The organism is Luteimonas sp. A611 (genome assembly GCF_054072715.1).
Genome location: NZ_JBSVRP010000001.1, coordinates 44,873 through 60,311, shown reverse-complemented (window position 1 = coordinate 60,311; position 15,439 = coordinate 44,873). Strand labels below are relative to the sequence as shown.

The window sequence follows — 15,439 nt, the reverse complement described above, 5'->3', positions numbered from 1 at the left end:
GCAGGCCGCATGACCCATGGCCCTGCCGCGCACCACCGCGCCGGCGCGGCATGCCCGCGATGAAGCGGTCGCGTCGACGGGATACCCTTCGGGCATGAATCTCGGCTACCACGAACCCAGCGGCGTCCCGGTCGATCCGGTGACCTCGCTGTACCGGCTTGGCGCAGGCGGGCCCAGCCTGACCGCGTCGCTGGCCGGGGCGCGCGCCAGCAAGCGCAGCCTGGCCATGCTGCACGTCGACATCGACATGCTGCAGCTGGTCAACGCCAACATGGGCGAGGCGGTCGGCGACCAGGTGCTGGCCGCGGTCGCTCAGCGGCTGCGCAAGGCGATGCCGCATGGGGCGTCGCTGTGGCGGCTGTCGAGCGACGAGTTCATCGCCTGCATCGCCTACCGCGACGGCGAGCCCAGCGGCGAGGCACTGGCCGAGCTGTTCCGCGACGCGCTGGAGGCGCCGCTGTCGATCCCGCCGTATACGCTGCCGGTGACCGTGTCGATCGGCATCGCGGTGTTCCCCGAGCACGGCGCCGACGCCGCCGCGCTGCTGGCCAGCGCCGAGCGCGCGCTGCTGGAGATCAAGCGCGGCGGCCACAACAACGTCGGGCTGTACTCCGGTGCGTCGGGCAAGGTCGCCTCGGAGGGCGCGTTTGCCGGGCGCTTCGTCGAGGCGCTCGGCAACGACGAGATGCGGCTGTACTACCAGCCGCAGGTCGCGGCGCAGGACGGCGGGCTGGTTGGCTTCAGCGCGCTGCTGCGCTGGGATTCGGCCCACCATGGCCTGCTGCGCCCGAACCGCTTCCTGGCCCGGGTGGAACGCGCCGGCCTGTCCAACCGGCTCGGGCTGTGGGTGATCGATGCGGCGATGCGGCAGCTGGTGGCGTGGCGCGAACGCGGCCTGGACTACCTGATGCTGTCGGTGCACCTGGACAGCATGCTGCTGTCGCAGCCCGACTGCCTGGACGTCATCGGCGAACGCCTGCACCGGCACCAGCTGCGCGCGGCCTCGTTCGAGTTCGAAGTGCCCGAAAGCGCGCTCGCGCTGGATGCGCACCGCATCCACGACACCCTCGGCGGGCTGCGCGCGCTGGGCGCGACGCTGGCGGTGCAGGATTTCGGCATGGGCGGGCTGAGCTTCGCGGCGCTGGCGCAGTACCCGCTGGACCGGCTCAAGATCGGCCGCAGCTTCATCCGCAACGTCGACAGCGATCCGCGCAGCGCCGCGATCGTGCGCGGCATCATCGCCATGGCCCACCGGCTGGGCATGAAGCTCACCGCCAAGGGCGTGGAGACCGAGGCCGAACTGGGCTTCCTGCGCCGCAACCACTGCGACTTCTTCATCGGCCACCTGTTCAGCCCGCCGCTGCCGGCGGAGCTGCTCGACCCGCTGGTGCAGCGCCGCTTCCTGCTGCCCTCCGCGTTCGCCGCCACCCATCCCGAGCGCACCCTGCTGCTGCTCGACGACGAGGAGAACATGCTGCGCTCGCTGGTGCGCCTGTTCCGCCGCGACGGCTACAAGGTGCTCACCGCCAACACCGTGCGCGAGGCGTTCGACCTGCTGGCCAGCAACACCGTGCAGGTGATCGTGTCCGACCAGCGCATGCCCGACATGAGCGGCACCGAGTTCCTGGCCAAGGTGCGCGACCTGTATCCGGACACGGTGCGGATGGTGCTGTCGGGCTACACCGACCTGGCCACCATCACCGAGGCGATCAACCGCGGCGCGATCTACCGCTTCCTGACCAAGCCCTGGAACGACGACGAGCTGCGCGGCCACATCGAGGCCGCGTTCCGCTCGCACGAGCGCAACGCAGACGGCAGCTACCCCGGCTACTGATCCTGCGCGTCGCTGGCGGCCGGCTGCGTGACCGGCAGCACCACGCGGAAGGTGCTGCCCACGCCGATTTCGCTGGCCACCTCGATGCGGCCGTGGTGCTTGGACACGATGCTGTAGGCGATCGCCAGCCCCAGGCCGGTGCCGCGGCCGATCGGCTTGCTGGTGAAGAACGGATCGAAGATGCGCGGCAGCGCCTCGGCCGGGATCCCGCAGCCGCTGTCGGCAATGCTGACCCAGGCCTCGCCGTCCTCTGCGCCGGTGGTGAGTACGATGGTGCCGCGGTTGTCGATCGACTGGCCGGCGTTGATCAGCAGGCTCATCAGTACCTGGTTGATCTCCGACAGGTGGCATTCCACCAGCGGCAGATCGCCGTAGTGCTTCTCCACCCGCACCTTGTACTTGAGGTCGTTCCAGACGATGTTGAGGGTGGATTCCAGGCCCTTGTGCAGGTCCGAGGGCCGCATCGGATCGCCGCGGCCGACGTAGGAGAACTCCTTCAGGTCCTGCACGATCTTGGTCACGCGCTCGATGCCCTCGCGCGACTCCGCCAGCAGCTTGGGCAGGTCGCCGAGGATGAAGTCGATGTCCAGGCGCTCGCGCTGGGCGCGCACGTCCTGCTGCGCTGCGGCCGGGTCGGGCGCCTGCAGCGCCTCGTCGTGGCATTCGATCAGCGCGAACAGCGCGCCGATGTATTCCTGCAGCGTGCCCAGGTTGGAGTGCACGTAGCCGATCGGGTTGTTGATCTCGTGCGCGACGCCGGCGGCGAGCAGGCCGATCGAGGCCATCTTCTCCGACTGCAGCAGCTGTTCCTGGGTGCCGGCGAGGCGGCGATGCGCGGCCTGCAGCTCGTCGTGGCGACGCTGCAGCTCGGCCTGTCCGGCATTGCGCTGGGACACGTCCTCGAGGGTGACCAGGTGGCGATCGACGCCGTCACGCTGGCCGCCGCGCACCACGATCTCGAGCACCATGCCCGAGGGCGCGGTGACTTCGCCCGCCCAGCGGCCGCTGCTGCGCGCATGCTCCCAGGCGCTCGCCGGCAGCAGCGCCAAAAGATCGTCGGGGCCCTGGCCCGGCAGGGCGCGCTCGGCCAGCGCATGGGCCGAGGCATTGGCAAGCAGCGGGCGGCGATCACCGTCGAGCAGGATCACCGCGTTCTCGGAGGTGCGGAACGCCCAGTCGAGGTCGCCGCAGGCCTGCGCGATGCCGGGGTCGTCCTGCCTGTCGCTGCCGTGTCCGCTCATCCCACTCCGAGACAGCGCGCCTGGGGACGGGCGCCCGGCTGTCCACGCGAATCGTACACGCCGGTGGATTCGACGCGGCCGATATGGCGCAGCGCCCAGCCCACCTCGCGCCGGCGCCGCGACAGCAGCACGCCGTTGGCCTGGTTCTGCTGGCGCAGCGCTTCGAGGCGTTCGGCGGCGATCACGCCCGGTTGCGCCGACTCGGCGCGCCGCAGCGCGTCGAGCTTGGCGGCAGTGGAGCTGAGCAATGCGTCGACGTCGTTCTCCAGCAGCGCCCGGCGCTCGGCGTCGAGGGCGCGTTCGAGCGCTTCGAGCGGATGGTCGGCAACGGCGACGGCGTGCATCGTCAGCCGCCCAGTTGCCGATCGAGGTCGAGCATGCGCGAGGCCACCGCCTGCGCGTCGACCTGGTAACTGCCGTCGGCAATCGCGGCACGCAGCGCGTTGACGCGCGCCACGTCGATGCCGGCCGGGCCGGTGCCGAGCTCGCGCTCCAGCGCCTGCAGGCCTTCGGCCTCGCCGGTGAGGCGGACGCTTTCGGTGGCGGCAACGGGGCCGCGCTCGGCGCCGGCACGCACCGTCGGCACTGGCCGACTGGCCGTTTCGGCGGGCCGTGCGATTGGCCCGGTGCCTTCGATCTTGTGGGTCATGGCTCGCTCCTGGGGGTTCCCTGTCGGGCACTGTAACGGCGCCCGTCGCGGGAACTTGAACCCGAGCTTGAATCGGCCTCCAGGCAGGTCATGGCAGCAGTTCGACCAACCCCTCGGCGACCAGGCGCCCGCGCAGGACGCGGCGCGAGGAGACGTTCTCCACCCCGATGCGGCCACCGGTCTGGGCCGGCCCCAGCGCGCGCCCAGGCATCCGCACCTCGACCCCGCCGGTGCGCGAGACCAGCACCACCGGGTCGCCGCGGCGCAGCGGGGCGCCCAGCGACAGGTCGTTTTCGGTCGGCACCACGCCGGGCGCGAGGGCGCGGCTGGGCACGCGGCCCACCAGCGCCACAGGGTCCTGGAAAGTCTCCCCGCCCGCGGCGCCGACATCCCGGCGCTGCACCACCAACTGCTCGGCGGTGATCGGCACCCCGCTGGCGGCGGGCGTGCGCAGCACCACCACCTCGGCCTCGCGGCGCACGCGCACCGGTACATACAGTTTCCAGCCCGGACTGTCGTCGCAGCGCACCTGGGCGGTGGTCGGACCGGTGGCCACCGCCTGCAGCGGCTGCGTGCAGCGCCGCAGCCGCAGCGAGTGCGCCAGCACCGCTTCGGCAGACTGGGCATCGCCGGCGCCGACGGCGGCGACGGCGGCCTCGGCGATCGATTCCAGTGGCTGCATCGATATCGCCATCGCAGGGCCGGCCACTCCGACGACGGCCAGCAACAGCCCGAGCACGGCGCGATGGCACGATCGCCGGGCGTGACGCAGCGCCTTGGATTCGACAACGGGCACGGATTGCTCCTGTGTGACGGGACCTTCTGGATCGCTTGCTGCAAGTGCTGTGCCTGGGTTTCCGGCCTGAGCGCCCTTGTCTGGTGGGAAAACGGGGCTTCGGATGGGCCACAGCGCCACGGGGGGAGGTGGTGCACCGCTCGGGCAGACGTCCATGTCCGCACTCGCGGCCGCGGCACATCCATGTGCCGCTTGCACCACCTCCCCCCGCGTCGCTGCGGCGTCGCTGCCCCCGGTCCAAGCCTTCGGCTCAGAGCCGCGGTGAGGTCTGAATCTCTGCGGGCGCGGGGGTCTTACACGGGTATCGGGAGAGCTGGCCGACCAGCCGGCACCGCAAAGCGGGCAGTTGCTTGCCGAAGCGTTCGAACGCAATGAGCCGGGAGCCGCGTACTGGCGGTCGGGGGTCGCGACAAGCGCGCCATGGATGGCGCGCGCCCGAGTCAGGGCAGGAAGCCCTGACCGAGGGAAAAGCGACCCCCGGCCGACAGGACGTGGCGTCGGTCCGCAGGCGGGGAGTCTGCTTGAGGCGATCTCGGTCCCGCAGGGATGACGTGGCTTTCCGTCACAGCGCCCAGATCACCGGGATCCAGCGCCTCGGCCACCTCAAGATCCGGCCCGCGCGGCCGACACCCTGTTCCATGAGCCAGGACCTGCTTGACCGCATCGACCAGCGCACCCGGCTGGCCGGCCACAACCGGCTGGCGCTGCTGCTGTTCCGGCTGGGCAGCCGTCAGCTTTTTGGCGTCAACGTGTTCAAGGTCAAGGAAGTGCTGCAGCGGCCGCCGCTGTTCACCCTGCCGCAGCTGCCCAAGGCCTTTGCCGGCGCCGCCGACGTGCGCGGCCGCAGCGTGCCGGTGCTCGACCTGGCGCGCGCGATCGGACATGACGGCGAGGACGTCGGCGAGCCCAACTACCTGGTCGTGACCGAGTTCAACCGCACCGTGCAGGGCTTCCTGGTGGCCGGCGTGGACCGGATCGTCAACATCGCCGTCGAACACATCCAGCCCCCGCCCGACCTCGGCGGCGACTGCAACTACCTGACCGGCGTCGCCCGCCACCAGGGCGAGCTGATCCAGCTGATCGACGTGGAAAGCGTGCTGGCCGAGTCGGCCCCGCGCGGCAGCGACCTGGGCACGCTCGCGCCGGTGCCGATGAACGGCGGCCCGCGCGAAGTGCTGGTGGTCGACGACTCGCGCGTGGCCCGCAACCAGATCCGCGCGGTGCTCGAACAGCTGGGGCTGGAGGCGGTGCTGCTCTCGGATGGCCGCCAGGCGCTGGACCACCTGCAGGCGCTGGCCCGCAACGGCGAGCCGCCGGGCGAGCGCTACGCGATGGTGATCTCCGACATCGAGATGCCGGCGATGGACGGCTACACCCTGACGACGGAAATCCGTCGCGACCCGGCCCTGCGCGGCCTGTTCGTGCTGCTGCACACCTCGCTGTCGGGGGTGTTCAACCAGGCCATGGTCGAGCGCGTGGGCGCCGACGACTTCGTGCCCAAGTACTCCGAACGCGAGCTGGCGCAACGGGTCACCGCCCGGGTCAGCGCCCTGGGCTGAGCTCCGGCGGCGCTCGCGGGGCACCGCTGGCACACCGCTTGCCTGTCCTCCAGGGCGTATCCGCCCCCGGAGGGCCCATGTCCGATTTCCTTGGCATCCACGGCACCGCGCTTGCCCTGCGCGAGCAGCGCCTGCAGTTGCTCAGCGCCAACATCGCCAACGCCGACACCCCGGGCTACAAGGCCCAGGACCTGGATTTCAACAGCGCGCTGTCCGCGGCGCTGCACCCGGCCAGTGCGGCCGGCGGCGATGCGATCACCGCCGCCAGCGAGGCCGCGCGCTACACCCGGGCCTCGTCGCAGCCCAGCCTCGACGGCAACACCGTCGACGGCGACCGCGAGAACGCGGTGTTCGCCCAGGCCACCCTCGAATACCGCGCCTCGATGTCCTTCGTCGAGTCCAAGGTGCGCGGAATGCTGACCGCGATCACCGGCCAGTGAGCGCCATGACCGGAGCCCGCCCATGAGCAACCTGCCGATCTTCGACGTCGCCGGTTCGGCGATGAACGCGCAGTCGGTGCGACTGAGCACCATCGCCTCCAACCTGGCCAACGCCAACTCGGTGTCGGGCAACCCCGACGAGGTGTTCCGCGCCAAGCAGCCGGTGTTTTCGGCCACGACCATCGAGGGTAACCCGGCGCTGGCCGGCGTGCGCGTGGACGAAGTGCTGGACAGCAACGCCGCGCCGCTGCGGCGCTACGAACCCGGCCACCCGCTCGCCGACGGCGAGGGCTACGTGTACGCGCCCGACATCGACCCGGTGGCGCAGATGGTCGATCTGATTTCCGCCTCGCGCAGCTACCAGGCCAACGTCGAGGTCTTCAACGCCGCCAAGGAACTGGCGATGGCCACCCTGAACATGGGCCGCTGAGCGCGCCCGCCCGAGGATCCACCATGACCACGATTGCCAATGGCAGCGACTACGCCTCGCTCGGCCTCGGCCAGCAGCAGGCCACGCGCAGCAGCGCGCTCGGCCAGGCCGATTTCCTGCACCTGATGACCGAACAGCTCAAGAACCAGGACCCGCTCAAACCGCTGGACAACAACCAGTTCCTCGGCCAGCTGGCGCAGTTTTCCACCGTGCAGGGCATCGAAGGGATGCAGGGCGCGATGGCGGCGATGGCCAGCGTGATGGAGTCCGACCAGACCCTGCGCGCGGCTTCGCTGGTCGGCCACGACGCCCTGGTCGCGATCGACTCGGTGCCGCTGGCCGCGGGCGCGGGCCTGCGCGGCGAAGTCGTGGCGGCTTCGGCCGGACCGGTCACGCTCGACGTGGTCGACGCCAACGGGGTGCGCGTGCGCCGCATGACGGTGGACGCCACCGCTGCAGGCGCCGCGTCCTTCGAATGGGACGGCCGCGACGAGACCGGCAACACCGTCGCCGCCGGCAGCTACAGCTTCCGCGCCGTCACCGGCGCCAGCGATCCATCGGCCAAGGACGCCGAGCTGCTGCCGATCCGCGCCAGCGCGCGCGTGGACAGCGTTTCGATCGAACCCAACGGACTGTTCCTCAACCTCGCCGGCATGGGCAGCGTCCCGCTGTCGGCGATCCACCGCATCGGCTGACCGCCGCGCGTCCGCGCGACGTGCGGACCTTCCTTCCAAGGAGCACACCATGAGTTTCCTGATCTCGCTGAGCGGCATGAACGCAGCGTCGGCCGACCTCAACATCACCTCCAACAACATCGCCAACTCCAACAGCACCGGCTTCAAGCAATCGCGCGGCGAGTTCGGCGACGTGTTCGCGGCCTCCGCGCACGGCCTGTCGAGCAACACCATCGGCGCCGGCGTGCGCCTGCAGCGCGTGGCCCAGCAGTTCGCCCAGGGCAACGTCGACCACACCGGCAAGTCGCTGGACATGGCGCTGAGCGGTGAGGGCTTCTTCACCCTGGCAGGCGGCGGCGGCATCTCGTATTCGCGCGCCGGCAACTTCGGCGCCGACCGCGAGGGCTACGTGGTCAACCCGACCGGCCAGCGCCTGCAGGTGTTCATGCCCAATGCCAGCGGCGACGGCTTCGACACCGGCCGCATGGGCGACCTGCGCCTGGCCACCGGCGATGCGCCGCCGCGCGCCACCGAGCACGTCTCGCTGGGCCTGAACCTGCCGGGCAACGCCGCCGCGCCGGCGATGGCGCCGTTTGCCGCCAGCGACCCGGAGACCTACAACCACACCACCTCGGTGACCGTGTACGACTCGCTGGGTGCGCCGCATTCGCAGTCGATGTACTTCGTGCGCACCGCCAATGCCAACGAATGGCAGGTGCACACCCAGGTCGACGGCGTCGACGTGGGCGGTGCGCAGACGCTGCAGTATTCCAATACCGGCACCCTGATCACGCCGGCCAACGGCGAGATTGCCCTGCCGACCCACACCATCCCGGGCGGCGCCGCGGCGCTGGACCTGACCCTGGACCTGGAACGCACCACCCAGTACGGCGACCGATTCGGCGTCTCCGCGCTGATCCAGGACGGCCATTCGACCGGTCGCCTGAGCAACATCGAGGTCTCGGCCGAGGGCGTGGTCAGCGCGCGCTACAGCAACGGCGTGTCCACGCCGCTGGGCCAGGTGGCGCTGACCAACTTCGCCAATCCGCAGGGCCTGCAGCCGGTGGGCGACAACGCCTGGGCCGAAACCCACGGCTCCGGCCTGGCCCGGCGCGGCGCGGCCGGCAGCGCCGAGTTCGGCGCGGTCCAGGGCGGCGCGCTGGAAGCCTCCAACGTCAACCTCACCGAGCAGCTGGTGAACATGATCACCGCGCAGCGCAACTTCCAGGCCAACGCACAGATGATCCAGGCCCAGGACGCGCTGACCCAGACGGTCATCAACATCCGCTGACCACGCGGCGCCAGCGGCTGCGGCCCGCTGGCGCCGATCCGCGCGCCGCCGCGGCACGGATGTTGCAGCGGCAGTGGGCAAGGGCGCGACGCGCCCGCCCGACCGCCACAGCGAGGTCCGCATGGACAAGTCCCTCTACATCGCGATGACCGGCGCCAGCGCCACGCTGCGCGGCCAGGCCTCGGTCGCGCACAACCTGGCCAACGTCGACACCACCGGCTTCCAGGCCACCCTGAGCGGCACCGTTGCCGCGCCAGTCGAAGGCCCGGGGCTCGCCTCGCGGGTCGCGGCCTCGCAGCGCACGCTGGGCGTGAGCGACGCCGCCGGCGCGCGCACCACCACCGGCAATCCACTGGATGTCGCGCTCGCACCCGGCCACTGGCTGGCGGTGCAGGACCGCAACGGCGGCGTGGCCTATACCCGCGCCGGCGACCTCCAGCTCAACCAGAACGGCCTGCTGACCACCGCCAGCGGGCTGCAGGTGCTGGACGAAGGCGGCGCGCCGATGGCGCTGCCGCCCAGCGATGCGATCGAGATCGGCGGCGACGGCACCATCTCGGTGGTGCCGCAGGGACAGCCGATGGCGACCATGGCCGCGGTCGGCCGCCTGCAGGTGGTGGCAGTGGCAACCCGCGACATGGCCCGCGGCGACGACGGACTGATGCGGCTGCCGCCGGGCGCCGAACCGCCACCGCCCGCCGCCGGCAACGTGCTGGTCGCCGGCGTGCGCGAAGGCAGCAACGTCGATGCGGCCGGAATGCTGGTGTCGATGATCGAGCTGGCGCGCCAGTTCGAGATGCAGGTACGGGTCTTGCAGAGCGGTGATGAAACCGCCCGCAGCGCCAACACCCTGCTGTCCACGCGCTGAGCGCGACCACTTCACTGACGGAATCCCGCCATGACCCAGGCTCTATGGATCGCCAAGACCGGCCTCGACGCGCAGCAGACGCGCATGGCGGTCATTTCCAACAACCTCGCCAACACCAACACCACCGGTTTCAAGCGCGACCGCGCCAGCTTCGAGGACCTGCTCTACCAGACCACCCGCCAGCCCGGCGGCGCCACCTCCGAGCAGACCAGCCTGCCCACCGGCCTGTCGACCGGCACCGGCGTGCGCGTGGCCGCGACGGCCAAGGAGTTTGCCCAGGGCAGCCTCGGCCAGACCGGCGGCGCGCTGGATGTGGCGATCAACGGCCGCGGCTTCTTCGAGGTGCTGCTGCCCGACGGCAGCACCGCCTACACCCGCGACGGCAGCTTCAAGATCAACGCCCAGGCCGAACTGGTCACCAACTCCGGCTTCCCGGTGCAGCCGGGCCTGCAGCTGCCCGAGGGCGCGCAGTCGATCACCATCGGCGCCGACGGCACGGTCAGCGTGCAGCTGGCCGGCCAGGCCGAGCCGGTGCAGGTCGGCGCGCTGACCATCGCCGATTTCGTCAATCCCGCCGGCCTGCAGGCCAAGGGCGAGAACCTGTTTGTCGAGACCGGCGCCAGCGGCCCGGCGCAGAGCGGCGCGCCCGGCGAGAACGGCACCGGCCTGGTGGTGCAGGGCTCGCTGGAAGGCTCCAACGTCAACGTGGTCGAGGAGCTGGTGTCGATGATCGAGACCCAGCGCGCCTACGAAACCAACGCCAAGGCGATCTCGACCATCGATTCGATGCTCGCCTACCTCAACAACAAGCTGTGAGCACGCCGATGAAAGCGCTCCTCGCCTGCGGCCTCGTGCTCGTCCTAGGCGGCTGCGCCGCCACCATGGGCGACGCGCGTCCCTTCGCCGCGCATGCCGCGCCCGTGCACGGGGCCGCGGCGCCGTTGGGCTATGCGGCGGTGCCGGCAGCCGCGGTGGCCGGCAACGGCGGCGGCTCGATCTATGCCTCGGCCGGCGGCGGCAACCGCGCCATGTCCCTGTTCCAGGACAACAAGGCGCGCAGCGTCGGCGACCTGCTGACCATCGTGCTGGTCGAGAACACCCGCGCCCGCACCAATGCCACCACCGCGGTCAGCAAGGAAAGCGGCGTGGACATCGCTGCGCCAACCATCTTCGGCCAGGACATCACCTACAACGGCCGCCCGCTGCTGCAGGCCGGGATCGAGGGCACGCGCGACTTCGCCGGTCGCGGCGACAGCGCCCAGAGCAACCAGCTGGCCGGCAACATCACCGTCAGCGTCGTCGAGGACCTCGGCAACGGCAACCTGCGCGTGGCCGGCGAGAAGCGCATGCGCCTGAACCAGGGCGACGAGCTGGTGCAGATTCAAGGGCTGGTGCGGGCGGCCGATATCGGACCCGACAACCGGATCAGCTCCGATCGCGTCGGCCAGGCCGAGATCCTCTACGGGGGTCGCGGCACGCTGGCGCGTTCCAACGCGATGGGCTGGCTTGGCCGGTTCTTCAATTCCGCTGCATTCCCGTACTGAGGGCCGCGACATGACACCGACCATCGCGCGCCGCCTGTTTCCCGCCCTGGCCACCTGCCTGCTGGCGGCCCTGCTGTCGACGGCGCCTGCGCCGGCGCAGGCCGAGCGCATCAAGGACCTGGCCCAGGTGGCCGGCGTGCGCGGCAACCCGCTGGTCGGCTACGGCCTGGTGGTGGGCCTGGACGGCAGCGGCGACCGCACCAGCCAGACGCCCTTCACGGTGCAGAGCCTGAAGACCATGCTCGACCAGCTTGGCGTCACCATTCCGCCGGGCGTCAACCCGCAGCTCAAGAACGTGGCCGCGGTGGCGATCCAGGCCGAACTGCCGCCGTTCGCCAAGCCGGGCCAGACCATCAACGTCACCGTTTCCTCGATCGGCAACGCCGGCTCGCTGCGCGGCGGCAGCCTGCTGATGGCGCCGCTCAAGGGCGCCGACGGCCAGGTCTATGCGATCGCGCAGGGCACGCTGGTGGTCAGCGGCTTCGGCGCCTCGGGCCGCGACGGCTCGCGCATTTCCACCAACGCGCCCAACGGCGGCAGCATTCCCAACGGCGCCATCGTCGAGCGCGCCGTGCCCGGCGCGGCGCCGAGCGACGTGGTCACGCTCAACCTGCACGAATACGACTTCACCACCGCCTCGCGCATCGTCACGGCCATCGACAGCGCCTTCGGCCCGGGCCGCGCGCGCGCGCTCGACGGCGTCACCATCGAGGTCACGCCGCCGGCCGGCGACCGCATCGGTTTCCTGGCGCGGCTCGAGACGCTGGACATCACCCCCGGCGCGGCCGCGGCCAAGGTCATCGTCAACGCCCGCACCGGCACCGTGGTCATGGGCGGCGAGGTCAAGGTGATGCCGGCGGCGGTGTCGCACGGCTCGCTCACCGTCTCGGTCACCGAGAGCGTGCAGGTCAGCCAGCCCGGCGCGTTCGGCCGCGGGGGCACCGTGGTCGCGCCGCAGTCCTCGCTGGAAGTGAGCCAGGACGGCGGCCGCATGTTCCTGTTCGAAGGTGGATCGTCGCTGGAGGCGATCGTGCGCGCGGTCAACGCCGTCGGCGCCGCGCCGGGCGACATTGTCGCGATCCTCGAGGCGCTCAAGCGTGCCGGTGCGCTCCGCGCCGAGCTCGAGGTGATCTGAGTACGCCATGCGCCTGCCCGCCGCCAGCCCGATCGATCTCGCATCCGCGCAGGCCACGCCGCGCGCGGACATCGAGAAGGCGGCGCGCGAGCTGGAAACGCAGTTCGCGCAGATGCTGATCAAGTCGATGCGCAGCGCCTCGCCCGACGGCGGCCTGGGCGGCGACACCCGCTACCGCGACATGTACGACCAGCAGCTGGCGCGCGAGCTGGGCAAGGGCCGCGGGCTGGGCCTGGCGCCGATGATCATGCGCCAGCTCGAACGCAGCACCGGCGCCACGACCGAGGCGGCCGCTGGCGCCTTGCCACTGCGCGGTACCGGCGCGCCTGCGGCGGCGATGCCGCTGGCGCCCGGCGCCGCGATGCCGGCAATGCTGCCGCTCGCGCCCACGCGCTCGGGCGTGTCGATGCCGGGCATGGACCTGCAGGCCTACGCCATGCCGGCGCCGTCGCCCACACCGGATTTCAACCATGCCGCGTTTGCCGGCGCCGAGGACGCCCCGCTGGATGCGAGCTCGCCGGAAGCCTTCGTGCAGTCGATCTGGCCGCAGGCGCAGAAGGCCGCGGCCGAACTCGGCGTGCCGGCCAAGGCGCTGGTCGCCCAGGCTGCGCTTGAAACCGGCTGGGGCCGGCGCCTGGCCGGCCGCAAGGACGCCTCGTCGCTGAACCTGTTCGGCATCAAGGCCACCGGCAGCTGGAAGGGCGAGCGCATGAGTTCGCGCACCCACGAGTTCGTCGCCGGCAAGCGCGTCGACGAGCGCGCCGACTTCCGCGCCTACGGCTCGGTGGCCGAAAGCTTCGCCGACTACACCCGCCTGATCGGCAAGGACCGCTACGCCGCCGCGCGCGGCACCGGCGGCGACGTGCAGCGCTTCGCCAGCGCACTGCAGAAGGCCGGCTACGCCACCGATCCGTCCTACGCCGCCAAGATCACCGCGATCGCCAATGGCGCCACGCTCAACCGCGCCCTCGCCGCGATGCCCGCACGCGGCGACGCGGCGGTGCAGTACGCGTCCGCACCGGCACCAGCGCCGGCGACGACCGCCACCAACACCGTCGCGGCGCTCGCCGTCGGCCCCAGGGGATAAACCATGTCCGGCATGCTCAGCTCCGGCACCTCCGCGCTGCTCGCGTTCCAGCGCGCGCTGGGCACCGTCAGCCACAACGTCGCCAACGCCTCGACCCCCGGCTACAGCCGCCAGCGGGTCGAACTGGCTTCGCGCCCGGGCCAGCCCGAGGGCGCCAACTGGGTCGGACAGGGCGTCAGCGCGACCAGCCTGCAGCGGCTCGCCGACGGCCTGGTGTTCGCGCGCCAGGTCGACAGCAGCGGCGAACTCGGCAGGCTCGGGCAGCTGTCCTCGCTGTCCGGCCGCGTCGATGCCCTGGTCTCGGATCCGGCGACGGGCATGACCGCGCAGTGGTCGGCGTTCTTCAACGCCGCCGACGCGCTGGCCGCCGATCCCGGCTCCAGCGTCGCCCGCGGCCAGCTGCTGGCCAGCGGCGAGCAGTTGGCCGGGCGCTGGCGCTCGCTCGACGGCCAGCTGTCCGCGCTCGAGCAGGAGGCCGGGCAGCGCCTGCAGGGCACCGTGTCCGATGCCAACCAGCTGTCGCTGGAGATCGCCGACCTCAACCGCGCCATCCACGCCGGCGGCAGCAAGGTCGCGCCCGACCTGCTCGACGCCCGCGCCCTGCGCATCGAGCGCCTGGCCGGCCTGGTCGGCGCCACGGCGGTGGAGCAGGACGGCGGCATGCTCAACGTGTTCACCGCCGGCGGCCAGCCGCTGGTGCTGGGCGCGCAGTCGATGAAGCTCAGCACCGTGGTCGATCCGCTGCGACCCGACCGCCAGTTGCTCGCCGTGGACAGCCCCGGCGGCAGCGTGCGCCTGCCCTCGTCGAGCGTCTCGGGCGAGATGGGCGGCGTACTCGAATTCCGCGCGCGCGTGCTCGACCCCGCGCGCGCCGAACTCGGCCGCCTGGCCACCGTGTTCGCGACCTCGTTCAATGCCGCGCAAAGCGCCGGCGTGGACTACAACGGCGCGCCCGGCGCGGACTTCTTCGCACTGTCGCCGCCGCGCGTGGATGCGCATACCGGCAACGGTGGCAACGCGACGATCAGCCCGCGCATCGACGACGCCTCCGCGCTCAAGGGCCACGACCTGGTGCTGCGCTTCGACGGCGCCTGGTCGGCCACCCGCGCCGACACCGGCGAGGCGGTGCCGATGACCGGCAGCGGCACCGCGGCCGATCCGTTCCGCGTCGCGGGCATGGCCTTCGAGGTCGGCGGCACGCCCGCGGCGGGCGATCGTTTCGCACTGCGCCCCTCGGCCGATGCCGCCGCCAGCCTGCGCGTGGCACTGACCGATGGCGCGCAGATCGCCGCGGCCTCGCCGCTGCAGGCCAGCGCCGATGCCGGCAACCTCGGCGACGCCCGCGCGGCCTCGGCCCAGGTCACCAATACCGCGGCGTTCGCAGGCTTCACCGGTGCGACCATCGAGTTCATCGACGCCAACCAGTACACCATCGACGGCAACGGACCCTATGCCTACACCCCCGGCAGCCCGATCGCCGATGCCGCGGGCGGCTGGTCGCTAACGCTGGAAGGCGCGCCCGCGGCCGGCGACAGCTTCAGCCTGGCCCGCACCCCGCCGCGCTCGACCGACAACGGCAATGCGCGCGCGCTGGGCGGGCTCGACCAGCAGGGCATCCTCGACGGCGGCAACCTCTCGTTGACCGCCGGCCTGACCCAGCTGACCGCGCGCGTGGGCACCGACGCGCGCCACGCCAACCTGAGCCATGAGGCGCAGAGCGCGATCCACGCGCAGGTGACCGCCGAGCGCGAATCGGTGAGCGGCGTGAACCTCGACGAGGAAGCGGCCGACCTGCTGCGCTACCAGCAGGCCTACCAGGCCGCGGCGCAGATCATCGCCACCGCCGACACCATGTTCCAGACGCTGCTGTCGGCCGTGCGCCGCTGAGGAT

16 protein-coding genes are annotated in these 15,439 nt (G+C 71.5%); 12 read left to right on the top strand and 4 right to left on the bottom strand.

Annotation, left to right across the window (positions count from 1 at the left end; genetic code table 11):
- Nucleotides 1-16: 16 nt before the first annotated feature.
- Nucleotides 17-1,834, top strand: coding sequence for an EAL domain-containing protein (locus ACW5EG_RS00305; protein ID WP_457020540.1), 1,818 nt, complete (start codon nt 17-19; stop codon nt 1,832-1,834).
- Here ACW5EG_RS00305 and ACW5EG_RS00300 read toward each other — a convergent pair.
- The 4 genes from ACW5EG_RS00300 to flgA form a co-directional block, all read right to left on the bottom strand.
- Nucleotides 1,828-3,075, bottom strand: coding sequence for an ATP-binding protein (locus ACW5EG_RS00300; protein ID WP_457016510.1), 1,248 nt, complete (start codon nt 3,073-3,075; stop codon nt 1,828-1,830). The genes ACW5EG_RS00305 and ACW5EG_RS00300 overlap by 7 nt on opposite strands.
- On the bottom strand, nt 3,072-3,419 hold the full coding sequence (locus ACW5EG_RS00295) for a flagellar protein FlgN (protein ID WP_457016508.1): 348 nt from the start codon (nt 3,417-3,419) through the stop codon (nt 3,072-3,074). Before ACW5EG_RS00295 ends, ACW5EG_RS00300 begins: the two co-directional genes overlap by 4 nt.
- Nucleotides 3,420-3,421: 2 nt before the next feature.
- A complete protein-coding gene (gene flgM / locus ACW5EG_RS00290) occupies nt 3,422-3,724 on the bottom strand; it encodes a flagellar biosynthesis anti-sigma factor FlgM (RefSeq protein ID WP_457016506.1) in 303 nt (100 codons plus the stop codon).
- Nucleotides 3,725-3,812: 88 nt separating this feature from the next.
- Nucleotides 3,813-4,520 (bottom strand): flagellar basal body P-ring formation chaperone FlgA, encoded by a 708-nt coding sequence (gene flgA, locus ACW5EG_RS00285; protein WP_457020539.1) that lies wholly within the window; start codon nt 4,518-4,520, stop codon nt 3,813-3,815.
- Nucleotides 4,521-5,158: 638 nt separating this feature from the next.
- Between flgA and ACW5EG_RS00280 the strand changes: the two genes are divergently transcribed.
- From ACW5EG_RS00280 to flgK, 11 genes are all read left to right on the top strand, one after another.
- Nucleotides 5,159-6,079 (top strand): chemotaxis protein CheV, encoded by a 921-nt coding sequence (locus ACW5EG_RS00280; protein ID WP_457016502.1) that lies wholly within the window; start codon nt 5,159-5,161, stop codon nt 6,077-6,079.
- 77 nt (nt 6,080-6,156) lie between these two features.
- Entirely contained in the window at nt 6,157-6,519 is a 363-nt protein-coding gene (gene flgB, locus ACW5EG_RS00275) for a flagellar basal body rod protein FlgB (protein ID WP_457016500.1), read from the top strand.
- A gap of 22 nt (nt 6,520-6,541) precedes the next feature.
- Nucleotides 6,542-6,949, top strand: a complete 408-nt coding sequence (gene flgC / locus ACW5EG_RS00270; RefSeq protein ID WP_457016498.1) for a flagellar basal body rod protein FlgC — start codon at nt 6,542-6,544, stop codon at nt 6,947-6,949.
- Nucleotides 6,950-6,972: 23 nt separating this feature from the next.
- Nucleotides 6,973-7,644: a flagellar hook assembly protein FlgD gene (locus ACW5EG_RS00265; protein ID WP_457016497.1), complete on the top strand. Its 672-nt coding sequence runs from the start codon at nt 6,973-6,975 to the stop codon at nt 7,642-7,644.
- 49 nt (nt 7,645-7,693) lie between these two features.
- Nucleotides 7,694-8,914: a flagellar hook protein FlgE gene (flgE, locus tag ACW5EG_RS00260; protein ID WP_457016496.1), complete on the top strand. Its 1,221-nt coding sequence runs from the start codon at nt 7,694-7,696 to the stop codon at nt 8,912-8,914.
- Between the two features lie 121 nt (nt 8,915-9,035).
- Complete coding sequence (locus tag ACW5EG_RS00255; RefSeq protein WP_457016495.1) at nt 9,036-9,782, top strand: flagellar basal body rod protein FlgF; 747 nt, start codon at nt 9,036-9,038, stop codon at nt 9,780-9,782.
- A 30-nt stretch (nt 9,783-9,812) separates the two neighbouring features.
- The gene (flgG, locus tag ACW5EG_RS00250; RefSeq protein WP_457016493.1) at nt 9,813-10,598 is read left to right on the top strand and encodes a flagellar basal-body rod protein FlgG; all 786 of its coding nucleotides are present in this window, start codon (nt 9,813-9,815) and stop codon (nt 10,596-10,598) included.
- Between the two features lie 8 nt (nt 10,599-10,606).
- The gene (gene flgH, locus ACW5EG_RS00245) at nt 10,607-11,326 is read left to right on the top strand and encodes a flagellar basal body L-ring protein FlgH (protein ID WP_457016491.1); all 720 of its coding nucleotides are present in this window, start codon (nt 10,607-10,609) and stop codon (nt 11,324-11,326) included.
- Between the two features lie 10 nt (nt 11,327-11,336).
- Entirely contained in the window at nt 11,337-12,461 is a 1,125-nt protein-coding gene (locus ACW5EG_RS00240; protein ID WP_457016489.1) for a flagellar basal body P-ring protein FlgI, read from the top strand.
- Between the two features lie 7 nt (nt 12,462-12,468).
- Entirely contained in the window at nt 12,469-13,548 is a 1,080-nt protein-coding gene (gene flgJ / locus ACW5EG_RS00235) for a flagellar assembly peptidoglycan hydrolase FlgJ (RefSeq protein WP_457020538.1), read from the top strand.
- 3 nt (nt 13,549-13,551) lie between these two features.
- The gene (gene flgK, locus ACW5EG_RS00230) at nt 13,552-15,435 is read left to right on the top strand and encodes a flagellar hook-associated protein FlgK (RefSeq protein WP_457020537.1); all 1,884 of its coding nucleotides are present in this window, start codon (nt 13,552-13,554) and stop codon (nt 15,433-15,435) included.
- The last annotated feature ends 4 nt before the right edge of the window (nt 15,436-15,439 follow it).

Excerpts from the sequence above, each read along its gene's own strand:
- flgB (WP_457016500.1), top strand. The coding sequence starts at position 6,157 with ATGTCCGATTTCCTTGGCATCCACGGCACCGCGCTTGCCCTGCGCGAG.
- flgJ (WP_457020538.1), top strand. The coding sequence starts at position 12,469 with ATGCGCCTGCCCGCCGCCAGCCCGATCGATCTCGCATCCGCGCAGGCC.
- flgK (WP_457020537.1), top strand. The coding sequence starts at position 13,552 with ATGTCCGGCATGCTCAGCTCCGGCACCTCCGCGCTGCTCGCGTTCCAG.
- ACW5EG_RS00255 (WP_457016495.1), top strand. The coding sequence starts at position 9,036 with ATGGACAAGTCCCTCTACATCGCGATGACCGGCGCCAGCGCCACGCTG.
- ACW5EG_RS00280 (WP_457016502.1), top strand. The coding sequence starts at position 5,159 with ATGAGCCAGGACCTGCTTGACCGCATCGACCAGCGCACCCGGCTGGCC.
- ACW5EG_RS00240 (WP_457016489.1), top strand. The coding sequence starts at position 11,337 with ATGACACCGACCATCGCGCGCCGCCTGTTTCCCGCCCTGGCCACCTGC.
- flgM (WP_457016506.1), bottom strand. The coding sequence starts at position 3,724 with ATGACCCACAAGATCGAAGGCACCGGGCCAATCGCACGGCCCGCCGAA.
- flgE (WP_457016496.1), top strand. The coding sequence starts at position 7,694 with ATGAGTTTCCTGATCTCGCTGAGCGGCATGAACGCAGCGTCGGCCGAC.
- ACW5EG_RS00265 (WP_457016497.1), top strand. The coding sequence starts at position 6,973 with ATGACCACGATTGCCAATGGCAGCGACTACGCCTCGCTCGGCCTCGGC.
- ACW5EG_RS00300 (WP_457016510.1), bottom strand. The coding sequence starts at position 3,075 with ATGAGCGGACACGGCAGCGACAGGCAGGACGACCCCGGCATCGCGCAG.
- flgH (WP_457016491.1), top strand. The coding sequence starts at position 10,607 with ATGAAAGCGCTCCTCGCCTGCGGCCTCGTGCTCGTCCTAGGCGGCTGC.
- flgC (WP_457016498.1), top strand. The coding sequence starts at position 6,542 with ATGAGCAACCTGCCGATCTTCGACGTCGCCGGTTCGGCGATGAACGCG.
- ACW5EG_RS00305 (WP_457020540.1), top strand. The coding sequence starts at position 17 with ATGGCCCTGCCGCGCACCACCGCGCCGGCGCGGCATGCCCGCGATGAA.
- ACW5EG_RS00295 (WP_457016508.1), bottom strand. The coding sequence starts at position 3,419 with ATGCACGCCGTCGCCGTTGCCGACCATCCGCTCGAAGCGCTCGAACGC.
- flgG (WP_457016493.1), top strand. The coding sequence starts at position 9,813 with ATGACCCAGGCTCTATGGATCGCCAAGACCGGCCTCGACGCGCAGCAG.